The sequence below is a fragment of the Alphaproteobacteria bacterium LSUCC0719 genome, from assembly GCA_040839025.1.
Classification (GTDB): domain Bacteria; phylum Pseudomonadota; class Alphaproteobacteria; order Puniceispirillales; family Puniceispirillaceae; genus UBA8309.
Genome location: JBFPJN010000007.1, coordinates 32,551 through 57,167 on the forward strand (window position 1 = coordinate 32,551; position 24,617 = coordinate 57,167).

A 24,617-nucleotide genomic window follows, 5' to 3' on the forward strand; every position below is an offset into this window, starting at 1 on the left:
CCGTTTCAGGCAGCTTTCGCCTCCTGGCGCAGAAGTTCAGCCGCCAGCGCGGCATAGGCCTGCGAGCCGGGGCATTTCAAATCATAGATCAGCACAGGTTGGCCGAAAGACGGCGCCTCGGACACGCGCACATTGCGCGGCACCACCGTCTTATAGACAAGATCACCAAAATGACTTCGCACATCATTCGCCACCATGGCGGAAAGCTTGTTCCGTGTATCGAACATTGTCAGCACGATGCCCTGCATCCGCAACTCACCATTCAGACCGGCCCGGACCGCCTCGACCGTTCGCATCAGCTGGGAAAGCCCTTCAAGGGCATAGAATTCACATTGCAATGGCACAAGAACCGACGTCGCCGCCGTCAGGGCGTTGACCGTCAGCATGCCAAGTGAGGGAGGACAATCTATGATAATATATTGATATTGTTTGGATATTTTCTTGAATGCCGTGTTCAGCCTGAATTCCCTGTCCGGCATGTCGGACAATTCGACCTCTGCGGCGGACAGATCCACAATGGTTGGTATGATATCCAGCCGCGGCACCTGTGTTGGCTGGATGGCGGCATTGACGTCACTGCTGCCGGCAATAACCCCATAGCTGTTATGCCTTCGGTCTTCTATGCCCAGGCCTGTGCTGGCATTGCCCTGCGGGTCAAAATCAACAAGCAGAACCGACCGGCCACAGGCGGCCAGCGCCGTGGCAAGATTGATGGAGGTTGTTGTCTTTCCCACACCGCCCTTTTGGTTGGCAATGGCGATGATACGCTGCGCTGCGGTCATGGTGTTGCACGGCTCCAGACTAGGACACCAACAGGTCTATCACAGAACCATCAGGGTTGGTAAGGCTTGGATGACGCCGCCAGGATAGATTTGGCTGCGCACCAAGCGTCGCCAGCTCACTTTCAGCCTGGGCGCCCTTCAGAAACAGACAGCGCGTCCCGGACCGCAGCTGGCTGGCAAGAAGCACCAGAAGCCGATCCAATGGTGCCAGCGCCCGCGCCGTGATGATGTCGGCATTAAGGCAAGACAGGGTTTCGATACGCTGGTTATGTACCGTTGCCTTCAGGCCACATTCGCGGATCACCGTCTGCAGGAAGATGGCCTTCTTCTGATCCGACTCAACCAGATGGCATTCCGCGTCCGTCAGGATCGCCAGCACCAGCCCGGGAAAGCCGGCGCCGCTTCCGACATCGAGAAGGCGCGTCGATCCAGCCGGAATATGCGGTGCCAGCTGCGCCGAATCCCAGATATGCCGGGGCCAGATGTCGGACAGACTCGCCGGGGATACCAGATTGACCCGCGGCTGCCATTTCTGGACAAGCGCGACATAGCTTTCCAGTCTGGCCATTGTTTCACGTGAAACATCAAGCTGCGCGGCAAGGCGCTCGGGGATCGTCATCCCTGCCCTGCTTTTGCCTGGTCACCCGCATCAACAGATGATTCCGAAGGGGGCTCGCAAGACCACGGAGTTTGTGCCTGCTGACGTTTCAGGTGCCGCAATACGGCCACCACCGCAGCCGGGGTCAGTCCGGGAAGCCGGTTGGCATGGCCAATTGTCTCGGGACGCAGGCGGCGCATCACATCGCGGGCTTCTGCCGACAATCCACCAACAAGCGAATAGTCGAAATCCCCTGGTATGGTGATGGCCTCATCCCGGTGCAGTGCATCAATATCCGCCTGCTGCCGGTCAATATAGCCAGCGTAACGGCAGTCAGCCTCGATCTGTGGGCGCAGCGCCTCGGGGACGGCACGCAACGCAGGCCACAAGCCGATGATCCGGTCAAACCCGACATCGTCCAGCGCCAGCAGGTCCGCCGCGCTTCGTACCGATCCATCGCGCGGTGTCGGCAGGCCAGCGGCGCGAAGCTCACCCGGACGCGCCTTGGCGGCTTTGACCACAAGGCGGGCGGCCTCAAGCGCCGTACGCTTTTTCTGCCAGGCGACGCGCCGGTCAGCCCCGACACATCCAATCTCGATACCGCGATCCGTCAGCCGCTGATCCGCATTGTCGGCCCGCAACAACAGCCGATATTCGGCCCGCGAGGTAAACATCCTGTAGGGTTCGGGCGCGCCGCGTGTGATCAGATCATCAATCATCACACCGGTATAGGAATCCGCCCGCCCCAGCGTAAAGCCGTCCGGTGAGCCGCCTGCGCGCAGAGCCGCATTGATACCAGCGACAAGCCCCTGCGCGGCGGCCTCTTCATAGCCTGTTGTGCCATTGATCTGACCCGCCAGATACAGGCCGGGCATGGCTTTCAACGCCAGTGTGCGCGACAGGGCCCGTGGATCGATGAAATCATATTCAATGGCATAGCCATATTGCATGATCCTGGCTGTTTCCAGCCCCGGAATGCTGGCAACAATCCGGTCCTGAACGTCACGCGGCAGACTTGTCGAAATGCCGTTTGGATAGACTGTATGGTCCTCGAGGCCTTCCGGCTCGAGGAATATCTGATGTGATTCCTTGTCGGCAAACCGCTTGACCTTGTCCTCTATCGAGGGGCAGTAACGCGGCCCCTGACCGGCAATCTGGCCGCTATAGACAGCCGACAGGTGAATCGATTCGGCAATGATCCTGTGGGTCTCGGCTGTCGTCCGCGTGATACCACAGGTGATCTGAGGGGCCGTGATACGGTCTGTCATCGTCGAAAACGGCACCGGCGGGTCATCCGCCGGCTGGCGCTCCAGCCTGTCCCAGTCAATGGTACGACCGTCAAGACGCGGCGGCGTGCCTGTTTTCAGCCGGCCAATCGGCAGATCAAGGGCCCGCAGACGGGATGAAAGCATGTTTGACGGCGCCTCTCCGATCCGGCCAGCCGGCGTGATTTCCTCGCCAAGATGGATCAGCCCCCCCAGAAAGGTGCCGGTGGTCAGAACCACCGCAGCGGCATGATGCGCGTTTCCGCCCTCATCAACAACGCCGCAACAGACACCGTCCCTGACCAGAAGATCGCCAACCGCCGCCTCGACCACCGTAACACCCGCCTCGGCAATCAGCCGCTGGATGGCGTCACGATAAAGGGCGCGGTCCGCCTGGGCACGCGGGCCATGGACGGCCGGTCCCCGCGATCTGTTCAGCATTCTGAACTGGATCCCGGATACATCTATAGCGCGCGCCATGAGACCATCAAGGGCGTCAATCTCGCGTACAAGATGACCCTTGCCAAGCCCGCCAATGGCCGGATTGCAGCTCATTTCGCCGATTCTGTCCGCACGCATGGTCACAAGGGCGACCGACGCACCCATGCGCGCGGCGGCAGCGGCTGCTTCGCAACCGGCATGCCCTCCACCAACAATGATGACGTCCCAGTTCATCAGATTATTCCGCATTTCCAAAAGGGCCCGCATTTCCAACGGGCCCAACATTTCCAACAGGGCGACTTATGCGCCCTTTCAGCCTATTTTCCAATGCAAAAGCTGGAAAAAATGCTGTCGAGAAGCTCTTCCACGTCAACCTGACCCGTCAGCCTGCCAAGGCTGTCGGCCGCCTGTCGATACTCTTCGGCAGCCAGCTCGGGTGCCGTTGCAAGATCAAGACCATCGACAGCACGAAGTGACGTCACAGCCCGCTGCAGCGCATGACGATGTCGTTCACGTGTAATGATACTCTGTGTTTCCGGCCTGTTCGCCGGCATCACGAGCCCCCGCAAAAGCGCAAGCAACTGTTCAAATTCATCCCTGTTGGCGTCATCTTCCAGGGATACGAGGCGCGCTGCCTCGCCATATGTCGCAATTTCTTCTGCGATGCCGGCTATCGCGGCATGATCAAGCCGGTCACGCTTTGTCAGAAGAAGGGCCTGACTGGGCCCGGCAAGGTCACGAAGTGTGGCGAGGTCGGCGCGCCAGTCTGCCGAAGAGGCATCGACGACAAGCAGCGCGGCGTCGGTGTCCCGCGCGGCATTTCTGGCCCTGCGCACACCTTCCGCCTCGATGACATCATCTGTCTCGCGAAGGCCTGCCGTATCCAGAATCGTTACCGGCACCCCGTCAAGATCAATCCTGACGCTGACAATATCGCGTGTCGTACCGGCCTGTGAGGACACAATGGCCACATCACGCCCGGCAAGCCTGTTCAGCAATGTGGATTTGCCGGCATTGACCGGTCCAACAAGGCTGATCGTGACCCCGCTTCGAACCCGCTCTCCTTCGTGATCGTCATCAAGTACATGCTCAATTGCGTCAGCCAGCGCACATGTATCCTCGCGAATACGAGTTTCGATGGTTGCCGGCAGGTCTTCATCGGCGAAATCGATCACCGCTTCAAGCTGTGCCGCCAACCTCACAAGTGCATCACGCCAGCTATCGACAGGCCGATGCAGTACCCCGTCGCGCTGACGCCATGCCTGAAGCCGCTGCCGATCGGTTTCGGCATCGATCAGATCCGCCAGAGCCTCGGCGCCAAGAAGGTCGATCTTGCCATTGGCAAACATCCTGTGGGTGAATTCGCCTGGTCCGGCGGGTCTGAACCCGTCCAGCCTGCCAAGCTGGCGCATGATGGCGGCTGTAACAGCCAGTGATCCATGCGCGTGAATCTCGACAACATCCTCACCCGTGCTGGACCGTGGGCCTTTCATCGCCAGGATCAACGCCTCATCAAGCTGGTTGCCACCATCATCGACAAGGCGCGCGACACGAAACCGGCCCGGCTCCGGCACATCACAGCCAAAGGCTGACGGCGCGGAAAACGCCCTGTCACCGCTGATCCGAATGACCGCGATGGCGGCACGCCCCGGTGGCGTTGCCTGGGCAAATATGGTGTCCGTATCATGACGCATGATTATGATGCCTTTCCTTGCAGGCTGATATAGCCTGATCAATGGCGGACGTCTTCATCAAGTTTCATATCATGTCCCGGCGGCGCCACACCAGATACGGGCATATTGGGAGCTGAAGATGATACCACATGACACCACGCTGACAGGACGGTTCCATATAACCTTCCATAACCGGTTCGGCCATATGCGCGCCGTCAGCGACGGCCACCATCTGATCCGTCTGGACTGGGACCAGAATCCCTTTGCCACGCCGGACAACCCGGACGATGTTTCACGTGAAACATGCCGCCAGATCACCGCCTATCTTGCTGGAAGCAGACAGCATTTCACCCTGCCCCTGATGGCTGAAGGAACATCTCAGACCGGCAGAGCATGGCTGACGGCGATGGCCCTCATCCCCTACGGGACGACCATCAGCTATGCTGAATATGCCGCGCTTGCCGGCAAGCCGCAGGCACCGCGCGCCGCCGGAACGGCCTGTTCCACCAATCCCATACCCATCATCTATCCCTGCCACCGTGTGGTGCGAAAAGATGGTGCGCTTGGACATTATGGTGGAGGCAGCACCCTTTCGCCGCGACATCCAGACAATCTGGACCGCAAGCAGGCGCTGATAGATCTTGAAAGGGCCTTCGCCTAGCTGTTCATCTGCTCGAAGAAATCGTCATTAGTCTTCGAGTGTTTCAGCTTGTCGACAAGGAACTCCATCGCATCGACAGGGCCCATCTGCATCAGGATGCGACGCAGTACCCACATCTTGGCAAGCGTGCCCTTGTCGACAAGAAGCTCTTCCTTACGGGTGCCCGATCTGGTGATATCGATGGCAGGGAAGGTCCGCTTGTCGGACAATTTGCGATCGAGGATGACCTCGCTGTTGCCGGTGCCCTTGAATTCTTCAAAGATCACCTCGTCCATCCGCGATCCGGTCTCGATCAGCGCCGTAGCGATAATCGTCAGCGATCCGCCTTCCTCGATATTCCGTGCGGCACCAAAGAACCGCTTTGGTCGCTGCAGCGCGTTCGCATCGACACCGCCCGTCAGAACCTTGCCGGATGAAGGCACCACGGTGTTGTAGGCCCGTGCCAACCGCGTGATGGAATCAAGAAGGATCACCACATCACGCTTGTGTTCAACAAGCCGTTTGGCTTTTTCTATAACCATTTCAGTGACTTGCACATGCCGGGCAGCTGGTTCGTCAAAAGTCGAGGAGATCACCTCGCCACGAACAGACCGTTGCATGTCGGTCACTTCTTCGGGACGCTCATCAATCAGCAGAACGATCAGATAGACTTCAGGATGGTTTTCCGAAATCGCGTGCGCGATGCTCTGCAGCATCATCGTCTTACCGGTACGTGGCGGTGCCACAATCAACCCGCGCTGACCTTTGCCCATCGGTGCGACAAGATCGATTACACGCGGTGTATTGTCCTTCTTGTCAGGGTCGAAGGGCAGCTCAAGCGTCAGCTTGTTTTCCGGATAGAGCGGCGTCAGATTGTCGAAATTGATCCGGTGCCGAACCGCACCAGGCTCTTCAAAATTGATTGTTTCGACTTTCAGCAGTGCGAAATACCGCTCACCTTCCTTCGGTGCCCGGATTTCACCCTCAACTGTGTCGCCTGTCCGCAGACCGAACCGTCTGACCTGGCTTGGCGACACGTAAATATCGTCAGGCCCGGGAAGATAGTTCGATTCCGGCGCACGAAGGAACCCGAACCCATCGGACAGAACTTCAAGAACGCCGCTTCCATAGATAGCGACATCGTTCTGCGCCAGCTGCTTGAGTATCGCAAACATCATATCCTGCTTGCGCAGAGTGCTTGCGTTCTCGATTTCGAGCTCCTCGGCATAGGCAAGGAGGTCGGCAGGTGATTTCTGTTTTAGTTCCTGAAGATGCATGATCTCGACACGCTGGTAACGGCGGGGAAAACGGGTTGGCCCGTTGATATTGGGGAAATTCCAGGGTCTATTCGTAATCTATGACAGATTTTGCAGGCTCCCGTCAATCGCAATGTCAACGGTGCCTAATATTCACCTGTCTGTTCACAGCGGCTTTACCACAGCCATAACAACGATGATGATCATCAAAACAGTCGGAACTTCGTTCCAGATCCGATACACGCGGCCCGGACGTGGCGGTTCGTCATTTTCGAGCTGGCGGCGCATCTTCGAAAAAACACCGTGACACCCCGCCATCGCCACCACGCAGACCACCTTGATCTGCATCCAAGTCTCGAACAGCAACTCCGGTGCCAGCGCCAGCATCCAGATGCCGAACAGGAAGCTGGCGATCATCGCCGGATTCATGATTGCTTTCAGCAGCCGGCGTTCCATGACCTTGAAGGTTTCGGCACGCACTGAACCTATTGTGGTTTCCGAATGGTACACATAAAGCCGGGGCAGATAGAGAAGCCCTGCCATCCACGCAATGATCGAGATGACATGAAGTGCTTTGATGATCTCGTAACTCATGACATCTGTCCTCTTACATGTGCCACCAGTTCATGCACATGCGGTTCCGGCGTTTCAGGTGTTATGCCGTGTCCGAGATTGAAAATATGTGGCCGGTCGGCGAAGGCTGACAGGATCCGATCGATGGAGTGACGCATTGAGTTGCCACCGTCGATCAGGCTGAGTGGATCAAGATTACCCTGAAGCGTCACATGGCGCGGCAGTGTTTCTGCTGCCCAGCCGACATCGACCCCATGGTCAAGACCTACCCCATCGACAGGGGTTTCATCGCAATAGGCGACAAGACCTTCACCAATACCCTTTGGAAATCCGATGACTGGCTGGGTAATTCCCTGATCCCGCAATGATTCTATGATGCGTCTGGCCGGATCAATCACCACCCGTTTGCGGAAATGCGACGGTACCGCGCTGGCCCAGCTGTCAAAAAGCATCAATGCGTCGGCACCGGCCTTTGCCTGAAGGCTAAGAAATTCAATCGTCGCCACTGTCACAATGTCGAGGAGCTGGTCGAATTGCCTGTCATTGTCCCACATCCATTTCCGGGCCGTTGCAAAATCTTTCGATGATTGACCTTCAAGCATGTAGGTGATGATCGTCCAGGGCGCTCCGGCAAATCCGATCAGCGCCTTGTCATCGGGTAATCTTGACCGGCACAGTGACAGGGCCTTGGCAACGGGTGCCAGCTTTGTCGCAAATCCGTCGAGATCGCGTTCCTGTATGTCCCGCATGTCCGCAACCGGGTCCAGAACCGGTCCCTGACCGGTAATAAATCGGACATTCCGGTTCATGGCCCAGGGAACAAGGAGAATATCAGAAAAAATGATGGCAGCGTCGAAACCGAATTTGTCGATCGGTTGCAGCGTAACCTCGACTGCTTTTTCGGGATTCAGGCAAAATGAGATGAAATCGGGTTCGGAGGCACGGACCTTTCTGTATTCGGGAAGATACCGCCCTGCCTGGCGCATGAGCCAGATCGGCGGCACCGTCTGGCGGTTACCGGATAATGTATTCAGGAAGAGGTTTGTCATGTTGGTACTCTCTATACAATAGATAGATATATATAAAGAGAATGATGATTAGGTAGGGCCTGTGGAAAATAGTTGATTCAAGGTTATCCACATGAAATCCACAATTCTGTAAACAGTCATGATAGGCCAACTGCACCTTACAGATTGGTAAAAGCAACCTATCCCCATTATCCATCAGCCTGCCAACCGACCTTATCCGGATGGGGACCATAACGTGGCCAATCAGCGGTTTTTCACATCACCTTGCTGTCTGTGATCATTCATCCCCAGATCGCAGACCCGGCGCACAGGAAATCCCCAGCCTGGCATATGTCCAATATGGGCATTGTCCCTGTCCTGCATCCCCGTCCTGCGTCCCTGTCCGGTTTCGGGCGGCTTTGTGAAAATCCGTGACAGTCATCATCTGACAATTTAATTTCACCCCATGAGCGAAGAGACCCTGCACATCCATCTCGTATCCGATTCCACCGGCGAGACGGTGCATCAGATCACCCGTGCCTGTGTGGCCCAGTTTTCCAATGTGCAGACAACCGAACATGTGTGGACGCTCGTGCGAAGCCACAACCATGTCGATGCTGTGTTTGCCGGTGTTGACCGCAATCCCGGCATTCTGCTGATGAGTGTGGTGGACGAGGATCTGCGCAGCGAATTCGAAAGCCGCTGTGCCAAACGTGGTATTCCTCATGTGTCGGTTCTTGACCCTGTGGTTGAGCTTCTTGGGCGCACCCTTGGCAAGCCAACCCGCAATCGTCCCGGCGGCCAACGCCAGCTTGATACCGCCTATTTCAACAGGATGGCGGCCGTCGATTTCGCCGTGCGCCATGATGACGGGCTGAACATGAGCGAACTTCACGATGCCGACATCCTTCTTGTCGGCGTGTCGCGAACCTCAAAGACCCCGACATCGATGTATCTGGCGCATCGCGGTTACAAGGTGGCGAACTACGCGCTTGTCCCGAATGTGCCCTTTCCCGCGCATTATATTGACAGCCTCAAGCTTTTTATTGTCGGTCTCACCAATGATCCAAAGCGGTTGAGTGTGGTGCGCAAGACACGGCAGATCGTGCAATCTGATGAAAGCAACGTTGTCTATACCGACCTCGAGCGGATTACCGAGGAGGTGCGTGACGCACGGCGGCTGTTTTCACAGAACCAGTGGCCGGTGATCGATGTAACACGCAGATCGGTGGAAGAAACCGCTGCCGCGGTCATCCAGCTTTATACAAATTGGCAGGAACAGACATCGTGACGGTGGCCAACCCTGTCGTCAGACTTCCAGCCGGGCCGTTGCTGCTGGCATCGACAAGCCGGACTCGCCGCCACCTTCTGGAACGCGCCGGATTCGACGTTGCCACCTGTGGTGCCAGCATCGATGAACAGGCCATTCGCCACAGCTGTGCCGGGGACGGCATCGCGCCGGGGGATGTCGCTGTCATTCTGGCTGAAATGAAGGCACAGGCCGCGCATGCACGTTGTGGTGCTGCGCCTGGTCAACTTCTTCTCGCGGCTGATCAGATACTCGAAATCGATGGTGAGATGCTGGGCAAGCCGGCCAATCGTGACGCCGCGACAACGCAGCTGATGCGCCTCCAGGGACAGACCCACCGGCTTCACACGGCCGCCGTGATCATGCGTGACGGGATGCGGATCTGGCACCATCTTGGTGTGAACGACATGTCGATGCGTGCCCTGTCGAAGGCTGAAATTGAAACCTACCTGACGGCCCTTGGTGACGCCGCTCTATGGAGTCCGGGAAGTTACCAGATTGAATCCATCGGCATGCATCTGTTTACCCATATGGACGGCTGTCATTATACGATCCTCGGATTACCGCTTCTCGACATCACAGCCTTTCTTCGTGAACATGGTTTGCAGATGTTGCAGCAAAACGCGCCGGAGACTGGCGGATCATGATCATCATTGGTCTGACAGGGGGGATTGCATCTGGAAAATCGACCATGGCCGGCATTTTCCGCGATCTGGCAATCCCGGTTCATGACGCAGATGCGACCGTCCATGAGATGATGGCACCCGGCGGCGCGGCCGTTGATGCCGTGGTTGACTGTTTTGGTGAACAGGTTCTGGCCCAAGACAGGTCAATCGACAGGCAACGGCTTGGCGCAGAAGTGTTTGGCGCCGCAGACCGCCGAAAAGAACTGGAATCCATCATTCATCCACTGGTTGCCAGTTCGCGGGACAGCTTCCTGATGGCCAATCGTCAGGCTGGTGTGCCGCTTGTGGTTCTTGATATCCCGCTTCTGTTCGAGACAGGCGGCGAGGCGCTGTGTGACTTTGTCATTCTGTGCAGTGTCGATATTGATACCCAGCGGCAACGCGCCTTGAACCGCCTGGGGATGACAGCTGAAAAATTCGAGGCCATTGTGCAAAACCAGATGCCCCTTGCAGCAAAACAGGCCAAGGCCGACGCGGTGATCAGAACAGACAGGGGTGTCGAGGCGGCCCGTGCAGACCTTCAGGCCATTCTGGATGGTCCGGTTGATCAGCTTCGCCGCAGGCAAACCGGAGGTGGGCGTGATGCGTGAAATTGTTCTTGATACCGAAACAACGGGGATCGACCCGACCGACGGGCACCGCATCATCGAGATCGGCGCGATGGAGATGCTCAACCAGACCCCTACCGGCGCACAGCTTCACCTTTATATCAACCCTGAACGCGACATTGATGCCGGCGCGGTGGCTGTTCACGGGCTGACCCAGGAATTTCTTGCCGACAAGCCGGTGTTTGCCGATATTGTTGCCGAATTCCTGACCTTCATCGGCGATTCCCAGCTTGTCATCCATAACGCCCCGTTTGACATGGGGTTCATCAATGCCGAACTGGCGCGTCTTGGTCTGCCGACCCTGCCAAAGGACCGGGCCATTGATACGCTGATGATGGCCCGCCGCAAATTTCCCGGCGCACAGGCCAGTCTGGATGCGCTGTGCCGGCGGTTCGAAATTGATAACAGCCATCGCGACCTTCACGGCGCGCTTGTCGATGCCGATCTTCTGGCTGCTGTCTATATCGAGCTTCTCGGCGGGCGGCAGCGTGATCTGTCGCTGGAACCAGACACCAGCAAGACGACCGCCACCACGCAGGACGCAGATTCCGCGCCGCTGACCTTCACAATCAATGATGATCCATCGAAATTCGATCGGCCACATGGACCGAGCGATGCCGAAACAGCGGCGCATAAAGCGCTTCTGGAACGGTTCGAAGACCCGATCTGGAACCGCTGATATTCAGGGCCAACAGTTTGGCAAGCCGTCTGATCAGGCCTCGCCGTCGGCCTTGCTTGCCGCCAGCGCCTCTTGCTGCCGCTCAATGTTGGATTGATAGACCGCGACAAAATCGATTGGCTGGATACTCAGCGGCATGAAGCCGCCATCGCGTGTCATGTCGGAGATGATGGCACGGGCGAACGGAAACATCAGGCGCGGTGCCTCGATCATGATCAACGGGTTCAGATCGTCCCGCGACGCCCCCGGCGCCGACACAATGGCGGCATAGGTAAGTTCGGCAAGAAACAGCGCCTTGTCTTCAGTCTTGGCATTTGCCGAGAGTGACAGGACGACCTCATACTGCTCGCTATTCAAGCCGCGCGCCCCGACATTCACACCAATCTGCACATCCGGCTGCTGTGGCGGATCGATCAGAATGTCCGGCGCGTTCGGATTTTCAAAGGAAAGATCCTTGATATATTGCGCATGAACGACGATCTGCCGCGGCGACGCTTCGGCCGTACCGGCAGTGCCCTGTGTTTCGGTGCTGTTATCCGTCATGCTTTTGTCCCTCTGTCATGTTTTGGCCGTCATATCCGGACTGACCTATCCGGTTTCGGCTCTGTTTTCAGGCAAGCTGCGCCCTGGCGTGATGACATCTGACTGGCGTTAATTCCAAGCGCCGCGATAGCACGGTTTGGATCGGCGCGACTAGTCTTTCTTGTCGATTGGCGTGGTGTTGGCCGGACGTTCCTCGAAATCCCCCTCGATAATATCCGTTGCGGTGTTTCTGCCGGGTGGTGGTGGTGACGGGTTGCCTGGTGGATCGCCAAAGGGGCCCCTGCCACCAAATGGCATTCGTGCGCCCATTGTAAAGCTGCCTCTAGCGGTGATCCGTTTCAGGATCAGCGCCCCGACAATCGTGCGGATAACCGGCAGAAACAGCACCAGCCCGGCGGCATCTGTCAGATATCCCGGTATCAGCATCAACACCGCCCCGACAAGAACCGACACCCCGGCTGCAAGCGAGGCAACAGGCGCCTCGCCCCGTGCCAGCTGCGCCTGCAGCGATCCGGTGATACGCCGCCCCTGTGATCGCAGAAGCGAAATGCCAATCATGCCGGTGACAAATATGCCAATCAGCGTCAACAGCACACCGGCGGCGCTGCCAAGAGCGACGAAAACCTCGATTTCGGCCCAAATCCACAGGATGAACCCGATTAGATAGACAATTGGCACTGTTATTCCGCCCAATTCAGGAAAAAAATACCTTCAGCAGCTTGCTGGATTCTTAATGCAACATATGTATCCTATGACACTGCATTGTAAGAGGCTTTGCAGACAAGACCAAATCATCCCGCTGGGGGATCCTGTGCCATTCATTGATATCATCATTTTTGCCGTGATTGCCGTCCTGCTGGTCCTGCGTCTCAGATCTGTTCTGGGACAGCGGACAGGCTATGACGAACAGCCACCGCGTGGCGAGCAGCCCAACAACGGGTCTGCAGACGTCATTTCCATTGACGCTGGTCGACGGTCGGACGCCGGCGACGGTCATGGGCTTGCCGCCCTGAAAAAGGCGGACCGGCAGTTTTCCGAAAAACAATTCCTCAATGGGGCCGCCGGTGCCTTTGAGATGATTCTGTCGGCCTACGCTGATGGTGATCTTGCGAAACTGAAGCGCCTGTTGAGCTATGATCTGCTGCAGAGCTTCACCCAGTCGATCCAGCAACGCTCTTCAGACGGTGAAGTGCTGAGCATCGCGCTTGACGAACTTCGCGACCTGCGAATCCTCGATGCCAAGGTGTTTGACAATGTCGCCTCGGTAACGGTTGAGTTCCAGAGTACCCAAACCCGCACCCTGACCGATAGTGATGGTAATGTGATCGAGGATGAGGATACAGGGACGCGTGATCTGATCGATATATGGACCTTCGAACGTGATCTGACGCTTGATGATCCGAACTGGAAACTGGCTGAAACCGAAACACCGGACGGAGAGTGATTTCCCGGCCGGGATGTGGCGACTGGTGATATGACCAAGCATCGTGACAATCGGGGCGATGATGACGCCACTGTCTGGAAACGTCTGACAGATGGTGTAAAGGCCTATCGCGCCGATCCGCCAGCGCCAATCCGCCCAAAACCATCCCCGCCACTGCCGCGTCGTGCTGTCAGGCCGACCCCGCCTCCGGCAGGAACGGCGCCATCCGCTCCGGCAATGAAGCAACCCGATCCGGTGGATCTTCGGGCTGGCGAACATGCCGGCATCGACAAATCGACCCGCCGCCGTCTTGCACAGGGGCAGCTGGCGATTGAATCGCGGCTTGATCTTCACGGCATGACGGCCGCACAGGCCGAACGCCGTCTGGCAGGGTTCATTGACAGCGCCGCAAGGCAGGATCAGCGATGTGTCCTCGTGATCACCGGCAAGGGAACCGGTGGAACAGGTGTGCTGCGCCGGCTCGTTCCGGAATGGCTGAAATCACCGCCACTGGCCCAGCGTGTTCTTGCCATTTCTTCAGCCCGTCCCGGCGATGGGGGCGATGGCGCGCTTTATGTTCTGCTGCGCCGACGGCGCCAGCCATCATGACCCCGTTTGGTGAAAGAATGCGCGTATTGCGCGCCGCCCGTGGTCTGACCCAGCAACAGCAGGCCGATCAGCTTGGTGTGTCGAAAGCCTATATCTCGGCACTTGAGAATGGTGCCCGCGGCCGCCCGTCTGCGCCGTTTGTCGACCAGATTTGCGCCTGGCTTGGCCTGATCTGGGATGATGCCGAGGATCTGAAGGCCCTTGCTGCGCGTTCGCACCCGAAACCGACAATCGATGCCAGCAGGTCGCACGCCGGTGCCGTCGAATTGGCCAATCTGATGGCCACCCATATCGGCTCGCTTGACAGGGCCGCATGTCAACGTCTGATCGAGGCGCTGCGGGATGAGGTGCGGCGCTCCGGCTGACAGGGGCCGTCCGTCACGCTGACGGATCAGAACAGATGGCTTTTGTAGGCCTGTAACTTGTGTTACCACAACGCCGGCGAGGCTTCCGGCCCACCGCCAATCCTTCAGTCCACCTGTCGAGGTTGCTGGTTCAGATGACACCGAAGAAACTGTCCACACATGTTCCCCGCATTTCGGTGGAAAGCCCGTCCCGGCTCAGCGGTGTCGATATCGACGAGCTGTGTGACGCTGCCGAGGGCGCGATCCGTTCCGGTGGTGGTTTTGGCTGGCTGACACCACCACCACGCTCGGTAATGGAGGATTATTGGCGCGGCGTGCAGATGATTCCCGAACGCCACCTCATCATTGCCAGGCTGGACAAGGTTGTCGCCGGGTCATGCCAGATTGTCCGCCCGCCACGCAACAATGAAGCCCAGGCTTTTAATTGTCAGCTGACAACATTTTTCGTGGCACCCTGGGCGCGTGGTCACGGGCTGGCGCAGATGATTGTCGCCGAGGCCGAGGCACTGGCGAAATCAAAGGGCTTTACGATGATCAGTCTGGATGTTCGCTCGACCCAGGACCGCGCCATCCAGTCCTTCGAGGCCCGTGGTTTTGTGCGTTACGCGGTGAATGACTATTATGCGCGCGTGGATAATGATTACGTGTCCGGTTTCTATTACCACAAGGAGCTGACGTGATGAGCTATGACGACCAGAACATCTTTGCCAAGATCCTTCGTGGTGAAATTCCCTGCACCAAGATAGCCGAGGATGAACACACTCTTGCCTTTGCGGATATCAACCCGGCCCGCGCCGTGCATGTGCTTGTCATTCCCAAAGGTGCCTATATCGACTGGCGGGATTTCGCCGCCACGGCCACGGCCGATGAACAGGCGGCCTTCACCCGTATGATTGGTCATGTTGCCGAGGTGACCGGCATTGCCGAGACAGGGTTTCGGGTGGTTTCAAACATCGGCTCCGATGGCCATCAGGAAGTGCCGCACCTTCATATGCATGTGCTTGGCGGTGAACCTGTGGGGCCGATGGTAACCCGTGGATAGTCTGTCCACCACCAGCTAAATATCAGAAAAGTCTAATAATCTTGCAGGGCAGGCTGTCGCTGGCCATCATGGATGATCCATTGGTATGGGGTCGCATATCATGCATGCAAGCATCAGGACAGTTGCCTTTCGAGGCATCGACACGATTCCCGTCGACGTTCAGGTTCATGTGGCAAACGGTCTTCCGTCAATGGCGATCGTCGGGCTGGCTGACAAGGCGGTTGCCGAATCAAAGGAACGGGTTCGGGCGGCGCTGGCGTCAATCGGTCTGGCATTGCCGCCAAAACGGATCGCCATCAATCTCGCACCGGCCGATGTTGTCAAGGAAGGGGCGCATTTCGACCTGCCGATCGCACTTGGCCTTCTGGTCGCCATCGGAAGCATCCCCCGTGATGCGGTCGATGGTCATATGGTGCTTGGCGAGCTGTCATTGCATGGTGCCATTGAACCGGTGTCCGGGGTTCTGCCAGCGGCTATGGCGGCGGTGGCGGGCGGTCTTGATCTGATCTGTCCTGCCGGCTGTGGCCCGGAGGCAGCCTGGGCAAACGAGCTGGCGATCGTCGCGGCACCGGATCTGATGGCCCTGCTCAACCACCTTCGTGGTGTCCAGCATTTGCCCCAACCGCAGGCCGAATTGCTGCCACCGGCCCGGAATGCACCGGACCTTTCGGATCTTCGCGGGCAGGAAACGGCACGCCGCGTTCTGGAAATTGCCGCTACCGGGCGTCACAACCTGTTGATGATTGGCCCCCCTGGGGCCGGCAAATCAATGCTTGCCGCCAGATTGCCGGGGCTGTTGCCGCCTTTGTCACCGCGCGAGGCGCTCGATGTCACGATGCTGCATTCCATTGCCGGTCAGCTTCCGGCAGGCGGGCTGGTGCAAAGCCGTCCTTTTCGTGATCCGCATCATTCGGTTTCAATGGCAGCGCTTGTCGGAGGCGGTGCCCGGGCCAGGCCGGGTGAGATTTCACTGGCGCATGGCGGGGTGTTGTTTCTGGATGAACTTGCCGAATTCGCCAAGACCGTTCTCGATGCCTTGCGACAGCCCCTGGAAACCGGTCAGGTTGTGGTGGCGCGGGCCAATCACCACGTCACCTATCCGGCAAGATTTCAACTGATTGCCGCGATGAATCCCTGCCGGTGCGGGTATCTTGGAGATCCGGCACGGGCCTGTACACGGGCACCGGACTGCGGACGCATCTATTGTGCCCGTGTGTCCGGACCGATGCTGGACAGGTTCGACATGGTGATCGAGGTTCCCGAGGTCAGTGGTCAGCTTCTTCTTGACCGAACACCAGGCGAGGCAAGTGCTGTCGTTGCAGGACGGGTCGCCGCGGCGCATGAGTTTGCCGCCCGGAGACCAGCCACGACAGATGACGCGCCCGATGCGGCGCTTCAGGGGGTCAGTCGGGATGCGACATCCCTGCTGGAACTTGCGATCGAGAAGAAATCATTGTCAGCGCGCGGCTTTCACCGTGTCCTGAAGGTGGCGAGAACCATTGCCGATCTGCAGCATCAGCCGGTCATTGACCGGTCGCATCTTGCCGAGGCGCTTGCCTATCGTGCCATGCCGTTGCTGGCGTGACTGGATTTCCTGCGTTCGATGGCATCCCATGTCATGGCAGCGATATTGAGCCCCGTCAGGCGCTGGATTTCGCGGATTCCGGTTGGCGAGGTGACATTGATTTCGGTCAGATAGTCGCCGATCACATCAATGCCGACAAACAACAATCCGCGTCGGCGAAGCTCCGGGCCGATGGTGGCGCAGATTTCGAGGTCGCGCGGCGTAAGCTCGGACGCTTCCGCGGTGCCGCCAACATGCAGATTTGATCTGGCTTCACCATCCGCCGGCACCCGATTTACCGCACCGACGGCCTCGCCATCAACAAGAATGATCCGTTTGTCGCCCTGTCGCACTTCCGGCAGATACCGTTGCACCATCACCGGTTCGCGCGAGGTGGTCAGAAACATCTCCAGCAACGAATTCAGGTTCTGATCGCCGGGTGGAAGCCGGAACACGCCGGCCCCACCATTGCCGAAAAGCGGCTTGACGATGATATCCTGATGACGATCCCGAAATTCCCGTATCATCTCGATATCGCGGGAAATAAGTGTTGGCGGCATCAGGTCGGTGAACATTGTCACCAGCAGTTTTTCGGGCGCGTTGCGCACTTCGGCTGGATTGTTCACCACCATGGTCGAGGCCGGCAGCATCTCCAGAAGGTGCGTCAACGTGATATAGGCCATGTCGAAAGGCGGGTCCTGACGCATCAGGATGACATCAAACCCGTCGAGGCTGCGTCGTTCCGGCGTTCCGGCGGTAAAATGATCCCCGACCTTGTCACGAAGCTCGAGAGTCTGGCCGACAGCTTCGACGCGGCCTTCATTCAGCGACAGGCTGTCCGGCAAATAATACCATAGAGAATGGCCACGCGACTGGGCTTCCAGTGCCAGCGCAAATGATGTGTCACCGGATATGTCGATGGACCCGATCGGGTCCATCTGAAGGGCTATGGATAGCGGCACCGCCTGCTCCTAGTCGCGCAGATCGTCGCGAAGCACGATATAATTGACCACCGTCTGTGCAAACCGCAGTTCACGGGCATGGCTGACGACGCGGTTCATCTCTTCGGCATCGGCGGCAACGCCGGACAGGAACACTGTGCCATTTACCACATCAATACTGAAATTCAGCGATGATACATCCGGGTCGGCAATCAGTTTGCCGCGAAGCTGGGCACCGGCGGCCAGATCCTTGGCCACATCCTTCAGCGAACTGCGGTCGACCACCTGAATTTCGTTTACCACTTCACGGACGCCGCGAACCTCCCAGGCAAGCTTGGTGGCAAGTACCTTTTCTTCCGGTGTTTTGACCTTGCCGGTCATCAGAATGGCGGCGTTGTTCACCGATACATCAATGTCGATGAACAGGCTGGCATCCGTCTGAATGAATTTGTCATTCAGTTTTGTTGCGATCAGATTATCCGATACCGACGTCGACAGCCCCTTGTCGGTCGACGAGGCGGCAACCGCCGCGGTGCCGGCACCAATCACCGCCGGCGCGCAGCTGGCGGCAACAAGACCGGTGAGAACGATGATGGCGATCGGCAGGGCAAGGCCTGTGCGAAGACGGGGCGCGACGCTGGCGGCCTCACCTTTCTTGGCTGCTGACATTCTTGGCGTTTCCCTGACTTGTGAGTGATGATGTGTGGTCAATGTGCCGCCTACCATATCGGTGGTCAAGAGGCGGCGTCATGGTCCTGACCGGCCATCACACCGCCACGCATCCCTCAGATGGCGAACGGGCAGTATGTTGCCACGAAAAGGTGGCGAAATCTGGACAAGGTCAAACCGCCATCCAATTTTGTCTGACAGATGGTGGCGTGACATGAATTCCTCGGCGGCGCGGCATATTCGCCGTCGCTGTTGCGGCGAGGGTAAGCCCCCGTCCTCCGCCTGACGGCGGAACTTCACCTCGCAGAAAATGACCACCTTCCAGCGCCGCGCCACCAGATCGATCTCGCCTGCATGGCCGCGCCAACGGCGGGCCAGTATATGATGGCCGGTTAACCGGAAATACATCATTGCCAGCGCCTCGGCGGTTCTGCCATGGCGCTCCGACTGTTGACGGCTAGTCATTCTGTTCCGGCGTCATGTCTTTGTCGGCTGCCAGTTCGAGGGCCATCCGGTAGATTTGATTGCGCGGCATTCCGGTTGTCTCGACGACCGATTTAACCGCGTCACGAAGCCGCTGGCCGTCAAGTTCCGCACGCAGCATGGCCGTCAGCTGATCATTGTCAAATTCGGACGCTTCGGGCTGTTTTCCGGCCACCAGCACCACGATTTCACCCTTCAGGCGCGCCATGCGGGCAATCCGGGATGCCAGATCTGCAAGGTCACCGCGGATCACCTCTTCATGCATCTTGGTCAGCTCGCGCGCGATAACGGCCTGGCGCCGACCCATGATCTCGGCCATGTCGGCCAGGCTCTGCGCCAACCGCGCCGGTGTATCAAACCAGATGGTTGTTGCCGCCAGATCCGCCAGCTCGGCAATCTGCGTTCGCCGGGCGCTGGCGGCGCTGGCAAGAAAACCGGCAAACATGAACCTGTCGCTTGGCAGACCGGATACGGCCAGGGCCGCAAGCACCGCACTTGGACCAGGCACAGACTGCACTGGAATGCCATGTTCATGGCAGGCGGCTACGAGCTTGTATCCGGGATCTGAAATCAGCGGGGTGCCGGCATCGCTGACCAGGACGACGCGCCGTCCGTTCGCCAGTTGTTCGATAATCCAGGGCCGCATCTCTGCCCCATTATGGTCATGATAGGGCACCATCCTTGCAGATGTAGTGGTACCCGTCAGCCGCAGCAGCTTGCGGGTGACGCGTGTATCCTCGCAGGCAATCACCTCGGCGCTGGCCAGCGTTTCAGCAGCGCGGGACGAGAAATCACCGAGATTTCCAATCGGGGTTGCGACAAGGGTAAGGGTGCCGGCGGCGGTCATGTCGTATCCGTCATGGCGATGATGCAGAACGGAAGATATAGCCGATTAATGACTTGGACGCAAAAACAGGTCATCATGAAATATGGCTGACGGGAGGGTATGGATGACGAGGTTGTGGCAGCTTGGTATGGCGGTGGTCCTGATGACAGGGCTGGCGGGATGCGGTGTAGCTGTCGATCAGCGAACGTTGCAAACGACGACCGCCGCCTCGCCTCCGGTGACAGGTGCGGAAACACCATCGGACCTGCCTTCGGGATCAACGCCAAAAACATCGGCGGAAACATCGGCGGAAACATCGCCAGAAACGCCCCCCGAAGCGCCATCCGCCACGCTGGCCGCCACGCCATCTGCAACGCCATCCGCCACGATTGTCAGAAACCCTGGGAAATCCGCTGATGTCGAGACAGATCAGGCCGAGGTTTCCGTTCAAACCGAAAATGCCACAACAGAGGATGAGGTTGCTGTTGCCAGCCTTACTCCGTCGGCACCGGCAAGCATTGACGATCTTCTGAACACCGCCAGACCGGCGGGGGGAACCAGGCCGACCGCTATAGAGCCGCCTGCCCCTGCGGCATCGGACACAACATCAGGATCGGCGACGGGAGATGGTGCCACGATTGCCAGAATCGTGCCGCCAGCGCCGAAGGTTACGGCTGAAGCTCCAGCCCCCGAGGAGACCACCAAGACAAAGGACGATGTTGTCGGTGACATCATCTGGAATCTGGAATCGGCCAAGCGGGCAGGGCCAGCCCCGCCGGCGGAACCCAAGATACCTGTCGGCCCAGACCCGTCGCTTGCCAGCGACGCGCTGGAGGCGGCTTTCGCGCAGATTGCGCGGCGTGAACCTGCGCTGCCGGATGATGTGTTCGTACTGCCCCCAAAGGCCCCGAATGTGACCCGGATTGCCTTGTTGATCCCTGTCACCGGGCCGAACGCCGCACTTGGCGCCGAGCTTCAGAACGGCGCCGAACTGGCGCTGTTCTCGGTACGCAACCAGAATATCGAGCTTCTGGTCTTTGATACGCATGGCGAGGGCGCTGACATGGCTGCAAGACAGGCCGTTGTTGCGAAGGCGGATATCATGGTTGGCCCGCTTTTTTCCGAGGCTGTGGTCAGCGCCCGAAAGGTTGCCAGACAGGCCAACATTCCGATGCTGGCCCTGTCGAACAATTTGAAAATTGCCGATCGGGGAAGCTGGCTTCTTGGTTATGTTCCCGAACAGCAGGTTGATGCGCTTCTTGGCTATGCGCTGACAAATGGCCACAACCGGGTCGGGATCATCGCCGAAGATGCCCCGTTTGGTCGGATTCTGGCGCGCCACGCGGTGGACCGGCTGGCGCAGTTCGGGTTGCGACCGGAAGATACACTGACCTTGACAGGCGCCATGCTTGCTGACGAGGACCAGCTGAAATCGGCAATTCGCAGATTTACCGGCTACAGGGCACCGGCCAAGGATGAAAAGGCACCTGCCTTCTCCGACCTGCCACCATCGCGGTTTGATGCGCTGATATTTGCGGGAAGCGCCGATTTTGCGCTCCGCACCGCACCGGTTCTGGCCTATTACGACGCCGATTCAGAGCGCGTCCTCTATCTTGGCAACGCACAATGGAACCAACAGCGGATTCTGACCGAACCGTCCCTTCAGGGCGGCGTGTTCGCCTCGCGCCCGACCGGGCGTGACGATATTTTCAATGGATTGTGGTCAGAGGTATGGCCAACGCGTCCCGGTGTGCTGGCACGGCTCAGCTTTGATGCGATGGCGATGGCGACCGTATTGACCGGACAACAGCGCCAGCTCTGGCAGGCGGCGCTTGAGTCGGAGTCGGGCTTCAGTGGCTTCAGCGGTGCCTATCGTCTGCTTCCCGGTGGGGGCAACCAGCGGGCCTTTGAGCTGCGCCAGATCGAGGGCGGTGTTTCGGCCATATTGCAACCGGCACCAGACAAGATCTGAGGCGGGATCCGGTTGCTGTATCGATGTGGTGGCAGTCAGTCGGCGATCAGAAGATCGGCCAGAAGTCTGTTCAAAAGCAGCCGCCCGGATTTTGTGGCGCGAAGACGATCGGCAACGATTTCCAGCATTCCGGTATCGACATGTCCAGCAAGCGCGGATTCATCCAGCCTCGAGGTGCGGGAGGGAAACAGCGATTGCATGGCGGCAAGTGAAACGCCCTCGCCAAGACGCAACCCCATCATCAGCCATTCGGCAAAGGCCTCGCCAACATCATCTTCCGTGATGGTATCAATGCCATGCCCGTTGAGATGGACGGCATCAAGCCAGCCTGCGGGGTTTCGACGGGTGGCAATCCCGACTCTGCCGTCCGGCACCGTTACCCGGCCATGCGCGCCGGGACCGATGCCGATCCAGTCCTGGGCCCGCCAATAGACCAGATTATGCCGGCAGGCCTCGCCATCAGTTGCATGATTGGAGATTTCATAGGCTGGAAGTCCGGCTCCGGTCATGATCTCGTCCGTTGCCTCATACATGTCCGCCGCCAGATCGTCCGGCGGGACCAGCTGTTCGCCGCGGCGGCTTCGGGTGTGGAATATGGTCCCCTGTTCAATTGTCAGCTGATAGAGCGACATATGGGTCAGGCCAAGTTCCAGCATCTCCCGTAATTCGCTCGTCCAGCTGTCGAGTGTCTGGTCGCGCCGGGCATAGATAAGATCACCCGAAACGCGCTTGAAACTCCGCTGTGCTGCGGCGATGGCGTTGCGGGCATCATTGGCGGAATGTTCGCGGCCAAGAAAGGCAAGGCCATCATCGCGAAGCGATTGAATGCCAAGCGAGACCCTGTTGACCCCGGCAGCACGGAACCCTTCGAACATGGCTGTCTCGCTCGATGTCGGGTTGGCTTCGGCGGTGATTTCCACAGCATCGGCAAAGCCAAAAATCCGCTCCGCATCGCCAAGAATACCGGCGACAAGCGAGACCGGCATCAGGCTTGGCGTGCCACCACCAAGGAACACAGAGACCAGCTTTCGTCCGGCTCCGTAATGGGCCGCCATATGTGTCATTTCACGACGATAGGCGGCGGCAAAGCGTTGATGATCAATATCCTGCGCAACATGCGAGTTGAAATCGCAATAGGGGCATTTGGCGCGGCAGAACGGCCAGTGTACATAGAGCGCCAGCGGATTTTCGGTTTGTGGCCTCATGGAAAACAGGCGGCGACAAGCCCGGCAAAGGCTCTGGCACGATGCCCCATGGCAAGTTTCTCCGCCGGTTCCATCTCGCCAAAGGTCAGCCCATGCCCTTCGGCAACAAAGATCGGATCATATCCAAAACCCCTGTCGCCGCGTGGCGGCCAGACAAGGGTGCCGTCGATGCGACCTTCAAACCCCTCTTCATGACCGTCTGGCCAGCACAGCACAAGCGCGCAGATGAAATGCGCCCGCCTGTCCTTGCCGCCGGTGGCGGCAAGCGATGTTTCTACCTTCTGCATTGCCAGGATGAAATCCTTGTCCGGGCCGGCCCACCGCGCCGAATAGATGCCCGGCGCGCCATTGAGCGCCGGCACCACAAGCCCGGAATCATCGGCAAGCGCAGCTTTGCCCGTTGCCGCTGCCGTTGCCCGCGCCTTCAGAGCCGCATTGCCGAGAAAACTGTCTTCGGTTTCCTCCGGTTCGGGAAGATCATAGGTCTTTGCCGAAGTGACAAGGAAGGGTCTGTTGGCAAACAACGCCGCGATCTCGCGAAGCTTGCCATCATTATGCGATGCGATGACCAACTCGTCCCCGGTGAACATACGTGCCATTTGTCAGCCTGCCGATAAGTAACCGTTGGTTCAGAAAGCGCCACGCACAGCGGCGGCCTGCAGGGTGAACAGCTGCCGGCAGCCGGCCTGTGCAAGATCAAGAATCTGATCAAGCTCGGCGCGGCTGAAGGGCCGTTCCTCGCCAGTTGCCTGAATCTCAACCAACCCGCCATCCGCGCTCAGGACGAAATTGGCATCAACCTCGGCCGCGCTGTCTTCGCCATAATCAAGATCGGCGACTGGCTGGCCCTGCCAGACACCACAGGAAATGGCCGCGACATGATCTGTCATCGGTTGGCGCGTGATGGCCCCTGACAGCAGCATCTTTTCGCAGGCGATCCGCAGGGCCACCCAGGCCCCGGTAATGGCAGCTGTCCGTGTGCCGCCATCGGCCTGGATGACATCACAGTCAAGCTTGATCTGATGCTCGCCAAGCGCTTCAAGGTCGGTGACCGACCGAAGCGCCCGCCCGATCAGCCTCTGGATTTCAAGTGTTCTTCCCCCCTGTTTGCCCCGTGCCGCCTCGCGATCGGTACGGCTATGCGTTGCACGAGGCAGCATGCCATATTCGGCTGTTACCCAGCCCCGTCCGGTATTGCGCAGGAAATGTGGGACACGATCCTCGACCGAGGCTGTGCACAACACATGCGTATTGCCGAATTTGGCAAGGCACGAGCCTTCGGCATGAAGCGACACGCCAGCTTCAAGTGTGACAGCACGCAGATCGGCAGCCGCGCGACCAGAGGAACGTTGCAAGGAGTGATTCATCAAAGCCTCATCAGAATATGTCGGTCCGGCACCGCCGCCTTGTCCCCTTATGCCAATGGTCCGGCCGACCGCGACAACATTGGCGACAGGC

The 24,617-nt window shown here is 58.5% G+C and carries 28 protein-coding genes; 12 read left to right on the forward strand and 16 right to left on the reverse strand.

Annotated elements, in window-relative coordinates; all coding sequences use genetic code 11:
* Positions 1–5 precede the first annotated feature (5 nt).
* The 4 genes from AB3X55_12060 to mnmE all read right to left on the reverse strand — a co-directional run bounded on the left by AB3X55_12060 (position 6) and on the right by mnmE (position 4,780).
* A complete protein-coding gene (locus AB3X55_12060; GenBank protein MEX0504322.1) occupies positions 6–782 on the reverse strand; it encodes a ParA family protein in 777 nt (258 codons plus the stop codon).
* Positions 783–801: 19 nt separating this feature from the next.
* The gene (gene rsmG, locus AB3X55_12065; protein ID MEX0504323.1) at positions 802–1,401 is read right to left on the reverse strand and encodes a 16S rRNA (guanine(527)-N(7))-methyltransferase RsmG; all 600 of its coding nucleotides are present in this window, start codon (positions 1,399–1,401) and stop codon (positions 802–804) included.
* Positions 1,398–3,320 carry a tRNA uridine-5-carboxymethylaminomethyl(34) synthesis enzyme MnmG gene (gene mnmG, locus AB3X55_12070; GenBank protein MEX0504324.1) on the reverse strand — a complete coding sequence of 641 codons (1,923 nt, stop codon included), beginning with the start codon at positions 3,318–3,320 and terminating at the stop codon, positions 1,398–1,400. Before mnmG ends, rsmG begins: the two co-directional genes overlap by 4 nt.
* An 83-nt stretch (positions 3,321–3,403) precedes the next feature.
* A complete protein-coding gene (gene mnmE / locus AB3X55_12075) occupies positions 3,404–4,780 on the reverse strand; it encodes a tRNA uridine-5-carboxymethylaminomethyl(34) synthesis GTPase MnmE (GenBank protein ID MEX0504325.1) in 1,377 nt (458 codons plus the stop codon).
* Between the two features lie 118 nt (positions 4,781–4,898).
* On the opposite strand from mnmE, the gene AB3X55_12080 reads away from it, so the two are divergent.
* Entirely contained in the window at positions 4,899–5,420 is a 522-nt protein-coding gene (locus tag AB3X55_12080) for a methylated-DNA--[protein]-cysteine S-methyltransferase (GenBank protein MEX0504326.1), read from the forward strand.
* Here the strand turns inward: AB3X55_12080 and rho are convergent.
* The 3 genes from rho to hemE form a co-directional block, all read right to left on the reverse strand.
* Positions 5,417–6,676: a transcription termination factor Rho gene (gene rho / locus AB3X55_12085; GenBank protein MEX0504327.1), complete on the reverse strand. Its 1,260-nt coding sequence runs from the start codon at positions 6,674–6,676 to the stop codon at positions 5,417–5,419. The two genes, AB3X55_12080 and rho, sit on opposite strands and share 4 nt — an antisense overlap.
* 144 nt (positions 6,677–6,820) lie before the next feature.
* Positions 6,821–7,249 carry a protoporphyrinogen oxidase HemJ gene (gene hemJ / locus AB3X55_12090; protein MEX0504328.1) on the reverse strand — a complete coding sequence of 143 codons (429 nt, stop codon included), beginning with the start codon at positions 7,247–7,249 and terminating at the stop codon, positions 6,821–6,823.
* The gene (gene hemE, locus AB3X55_12095; protein MEX0504329.1) at positions 7,246–8,277 is read right to left on the reverse strand and encodes a uroporphyrinogen decarboxylase; all 1,032 of its coding nucleotides are present in this window, start codon (positions 8,275–8,277) and stop codon (positions 7,246–7,248) included. Before hemE ends, hemJ begins: the two co-directional genes overlap by 4 nt.
* A 424-nt stretch (positions 8,278–8,701) precedes the next feature.
* On the opposite strand from hemE, the gene AB3X55_12100 reads away from it, so the two are divergent.
* From AB3X55_12100 to dnaQ, 4 genes are read left to right on the forward strand one after another with little or no spacing between them, the layout of a single operon-like run.
* The gene (locus tag AB3X55_12100; protein ID MEX0504330.1) at positions 8,702–9,526 is read left to right on the forward strand and encodes a pyruvate, water dikinase regulatory protein; all 825 of its coding nucleotides are present in this window, start codon (positions 8,702–8,704) and stop codon (positions 9,524–9,526) included.
* Entirely contained in the window at positions 9,523–10,191 is a 669-nt protein-coding gene (locus tag AB3X55_12105; protein ID MEX0504331.1) for a nucleoside triphosphate pyrophosphatase, read from the forward strand. The genes AB3X55_12100 and AB3X55_12105 overlap by 4 nt, the downstream gene beginning before the upstream one ends.
* Complete coding sequence (gene coaE, locus AB3X55_12110) at positions 10,188–10,820, forward strand: dephospho-CoA kinase (GenBank protein ID MEX0504332.1); 633 nt, start codon at positions 10,188–10,190, stop codon at positions 10,818–10,820. Before AB3X55_12105 ends, coaE begins: the two co-directional genes overlap by 4 nt.
* Positions 10,813–11,517 (forward strand): DNA polymerase III subunit epsilon, encoded by a 705-nt coding sequence (gene dnaQ, locus AB3X55_12115; protein MEX0504333.1) that lies wholly within the window; start codon positions 10,813–10,815, stop codon positions 11,515–11,517. Before coaE ends, dnaQ begins: the two co-directional genes overlap by 8 nt.
* A gap of 33 nt (positions 11,518–11,550) precedes the next feature.
* Here the strand turns inward: dnaQ and secB are convergent, their stop codons facing one another.
* Together secB and AB3X55_12125 are read right to left on the reverse strand one after the other, a co-directional pair.
* Positions 11,551–12,060, reverse strand: a complete 510-nt coding sequence (gene secB, locus AB3X55_12120; GenBank protein MEX0504334.1) for a protein-export chaperone SecB — start codon at positions 12,058–12,060, stop codon at positions 11,551–11,553.
* Between the two features lie 150 nt (positions 12,061–12,210).
* Positions 12,211–12,738 (reverse strand): FxsA family protein, encoded by a 528-nt coding sequence (locus AB3X55_12125; GenBank protein ID MEX0504335.1) that lies wholly within the window; start codon positions 12,736–12,738, stop codon positions 12,211–12,213.
* A gap of 133 nt (positions 12,739–12,871) precedes the next feature.
* Between AB3X55_12125 and AB3X55_12130 the strand changes: the two genes are divergently transcribed.
* From AB3X55_12130 to AB3X55_12155, 6 genes are all read left to right on the forward strand, one after another.
* The gene (locus AB3X55_12130; GenBank protein ID MEX0504336.1) at positions 12,872–13,504 is read left to right on the forward strand and encodes a Tim44/TimA family putative adaptor protein; all 633 of its coding nucleotides are present in this window, start codon (positions 12,872–12,874) and stop codon (positions 13,502–13,504) included.
* Positions 13,505–13,534: 30 nt separating this feature from the next.
* Positions 13,535–14,092, forward strand: coding sequence for a Smr/MutS family protein (locus tag AB3X55_12135; GenBank protein ID MEX0504337.1), 558 nt, complete (start codon positions 13,535–13,537; stop codon positions 14,090–14,092).
* Complete coding sequence (locus AB3X55_12140; protein ID MEX0504338.1) at positions 14,089–14,457, forward strand: helix-turn-helix domain-containing protein; 369 nt, start codon at positions 14,089–14,091, stop codon at positions 14,455–14,457. Before AB3X55_12135 ends, AB3X55_12140 begins: the two co-directional genes overlap by 4 nt.
* Before the next feature lie 134 nt (positions 14,458–14,591).
* Positions 14,592–15,137 carry an N-acetyltransferase family protein gene (locus AB3X55_12145; GenBank protein ID MEX0504339.1) on the forward strand — a complete coding sequence of 182 codons (546 nt, stop codon included), beginning with the start codon at positions 14,592–14,594 and terminating at the stop codon, positions 15,135–15,137.
* The gene (locus AB3X55_12150) at positions 15,137–15,499 is read left to right on the forward strand and encodes an HIT domain-containing protein (protein MEX0504340.1); all 363 of its coding nucleotides are present in this window, start codon (positions 15,137–15,139) and stop codon (positions 15,497–15,499) included. The genes AB3X55_12145 and AB3X55_12150 overlap by 1 nt, the downstream gene beginning before the upstream one ends.
* Before the next feature lie 100 nt (positions 15,500–15,599).
* A complete protein-coding gene (locus AB3X55_12155; GenBank protein ID MEX0504341.1) occupies positions 15,600–17,084 on the forward strand; it encodes a YifB family Mg chelatase-like AAA ATPase in 1,485 nt (494 codons plus the stop codon).
* Here the strand turns inward: AB3X55_12155 and gshB are convergent.
* The 4 genes from gshB to rsmI all read right to left on the reverse strand — a co-directional run bounded on the left by gshB (position 17,057) and on the right by rsmI (position 20,003).
* Positions 17,057–18,025 carry a glutathione synthase gene (gene gshB / locus AB3X55_12160; GenBank protein ID MEX0504342.1) on the reverse strand — a complete coding sequence of 323 codons (969 nt, stop codon included), beginning with the start codon at positions 18,023–18,025 and terminating at the stop codon, positions 17,057–17,059. The two genes, AB3X55_12155 and gshB, sit on opposite strands and share 28 nt — an antisense overlap.
* Before the next feature lie 9 nt (positions 18,026–18,034).
* Positions 18,035–18,673 (reverse strand): BON domain-containing protein, encoded by a 639-nt coding sequence (locus AB3X55_12165; GenBank protein ID MEX0504343.1) that lies wholly within the window; start codon positions 18,671–18,673, stop codon positions 18,035–18,037.
* A gap of 78 nt (positions 18,674–18,751) precedes the next feature.
* Complete coding sequence (locus AB3X55_12170) at positions 18,752–19,138, reverse strand: YraN family protein (protein ID MEX0504344.1); 387 nt, start codon at positions 19,136–19,138, stop codon at positions 18,752–18,754.
* Positions 19,131–20,003 (reverse strand): 16S rRNA (cytidine(1402)-2'-O)-methyltransferase, encoded by an 873-nt coding sequence (rsmI, locus tag AB3X55_12175; GenBank protein MEX0504345.1) that lies wholly within the window; start codon positions 20,001–20,003, stop codon positions 19,131–19,133. Before rsmI ends, AB3X55_12170 begins: the two co-directional genes overlap by 8 nt.
* 103 nt (positions 20,004–20,106) lie before the next feature.
* On the opposite strand from rsmI, the gene AB3X55_12180 reads away from it, so the two are divergent.
* Positions 20,107–21,954, forward strand: a complete 1,848-nt coding sequence (locus AB3X55_12180) for a penicillin-binding protein activator (GenBank protein ID MEX0504346.1) — start codon at positions 20,107–20,109, stop codon at positions 21,952–21,954.
* A gap of 35 nt (positions 21,955–21,989) precedes the next feature.
* Here the strand turns inward: AB3X55_12180 and hemW are convergent, their stop codons facing one another.
* Genes hemW through rph form a run of 3 tightly spaced genes read right to left on the reverse strand, consistent with a single transcriptional unit; the run spans position 21,990 to position 24,514 of the window.
* Positions 21,990–23,159: a radical SAM family heme chaperone HemW gene (gene hemW, locus AB3X55_12185; protein MEX0504347.1), complete on the reverse strand. Its 1,170-nt coding sequence runs from the start codon at positions 23,157–23,159 to the stop codon at positions 21,990–21,992.
* Positions 23,156–23,758: an RdgB/HAM1 family non-canonical purine NTP pyrophosphatase gene (rdgB, locus tag AB3X55_12190; GenBank protein ID MEX0504348.1), complete on the reverse strand. Its 603-nt coding sequence runs from the start codon at positions 23,756–23,758 to the stop codon at positions 23,156–23,158. Before rdgB ends, hemW begins: the two co-directional genes overlap by 4 nt.
* A gap of 30 nt (positions 23,759–23,788) precedes the next feature.
* Positions 23,789–24,514 carry a ribonuclease PH gene (rph, locus tag AB3X55_12195; protein MEX0504349.1) on the reverse strand — a complete coding sequence of 242 codons (726 nt, stop codon included), beginning with the start codon at positions 24,512–24,514 and terminating at the stop codon, positions 23,789–23,791.
* Positions 24,515–24,617 lie beyond the last annotated feature (103 nt).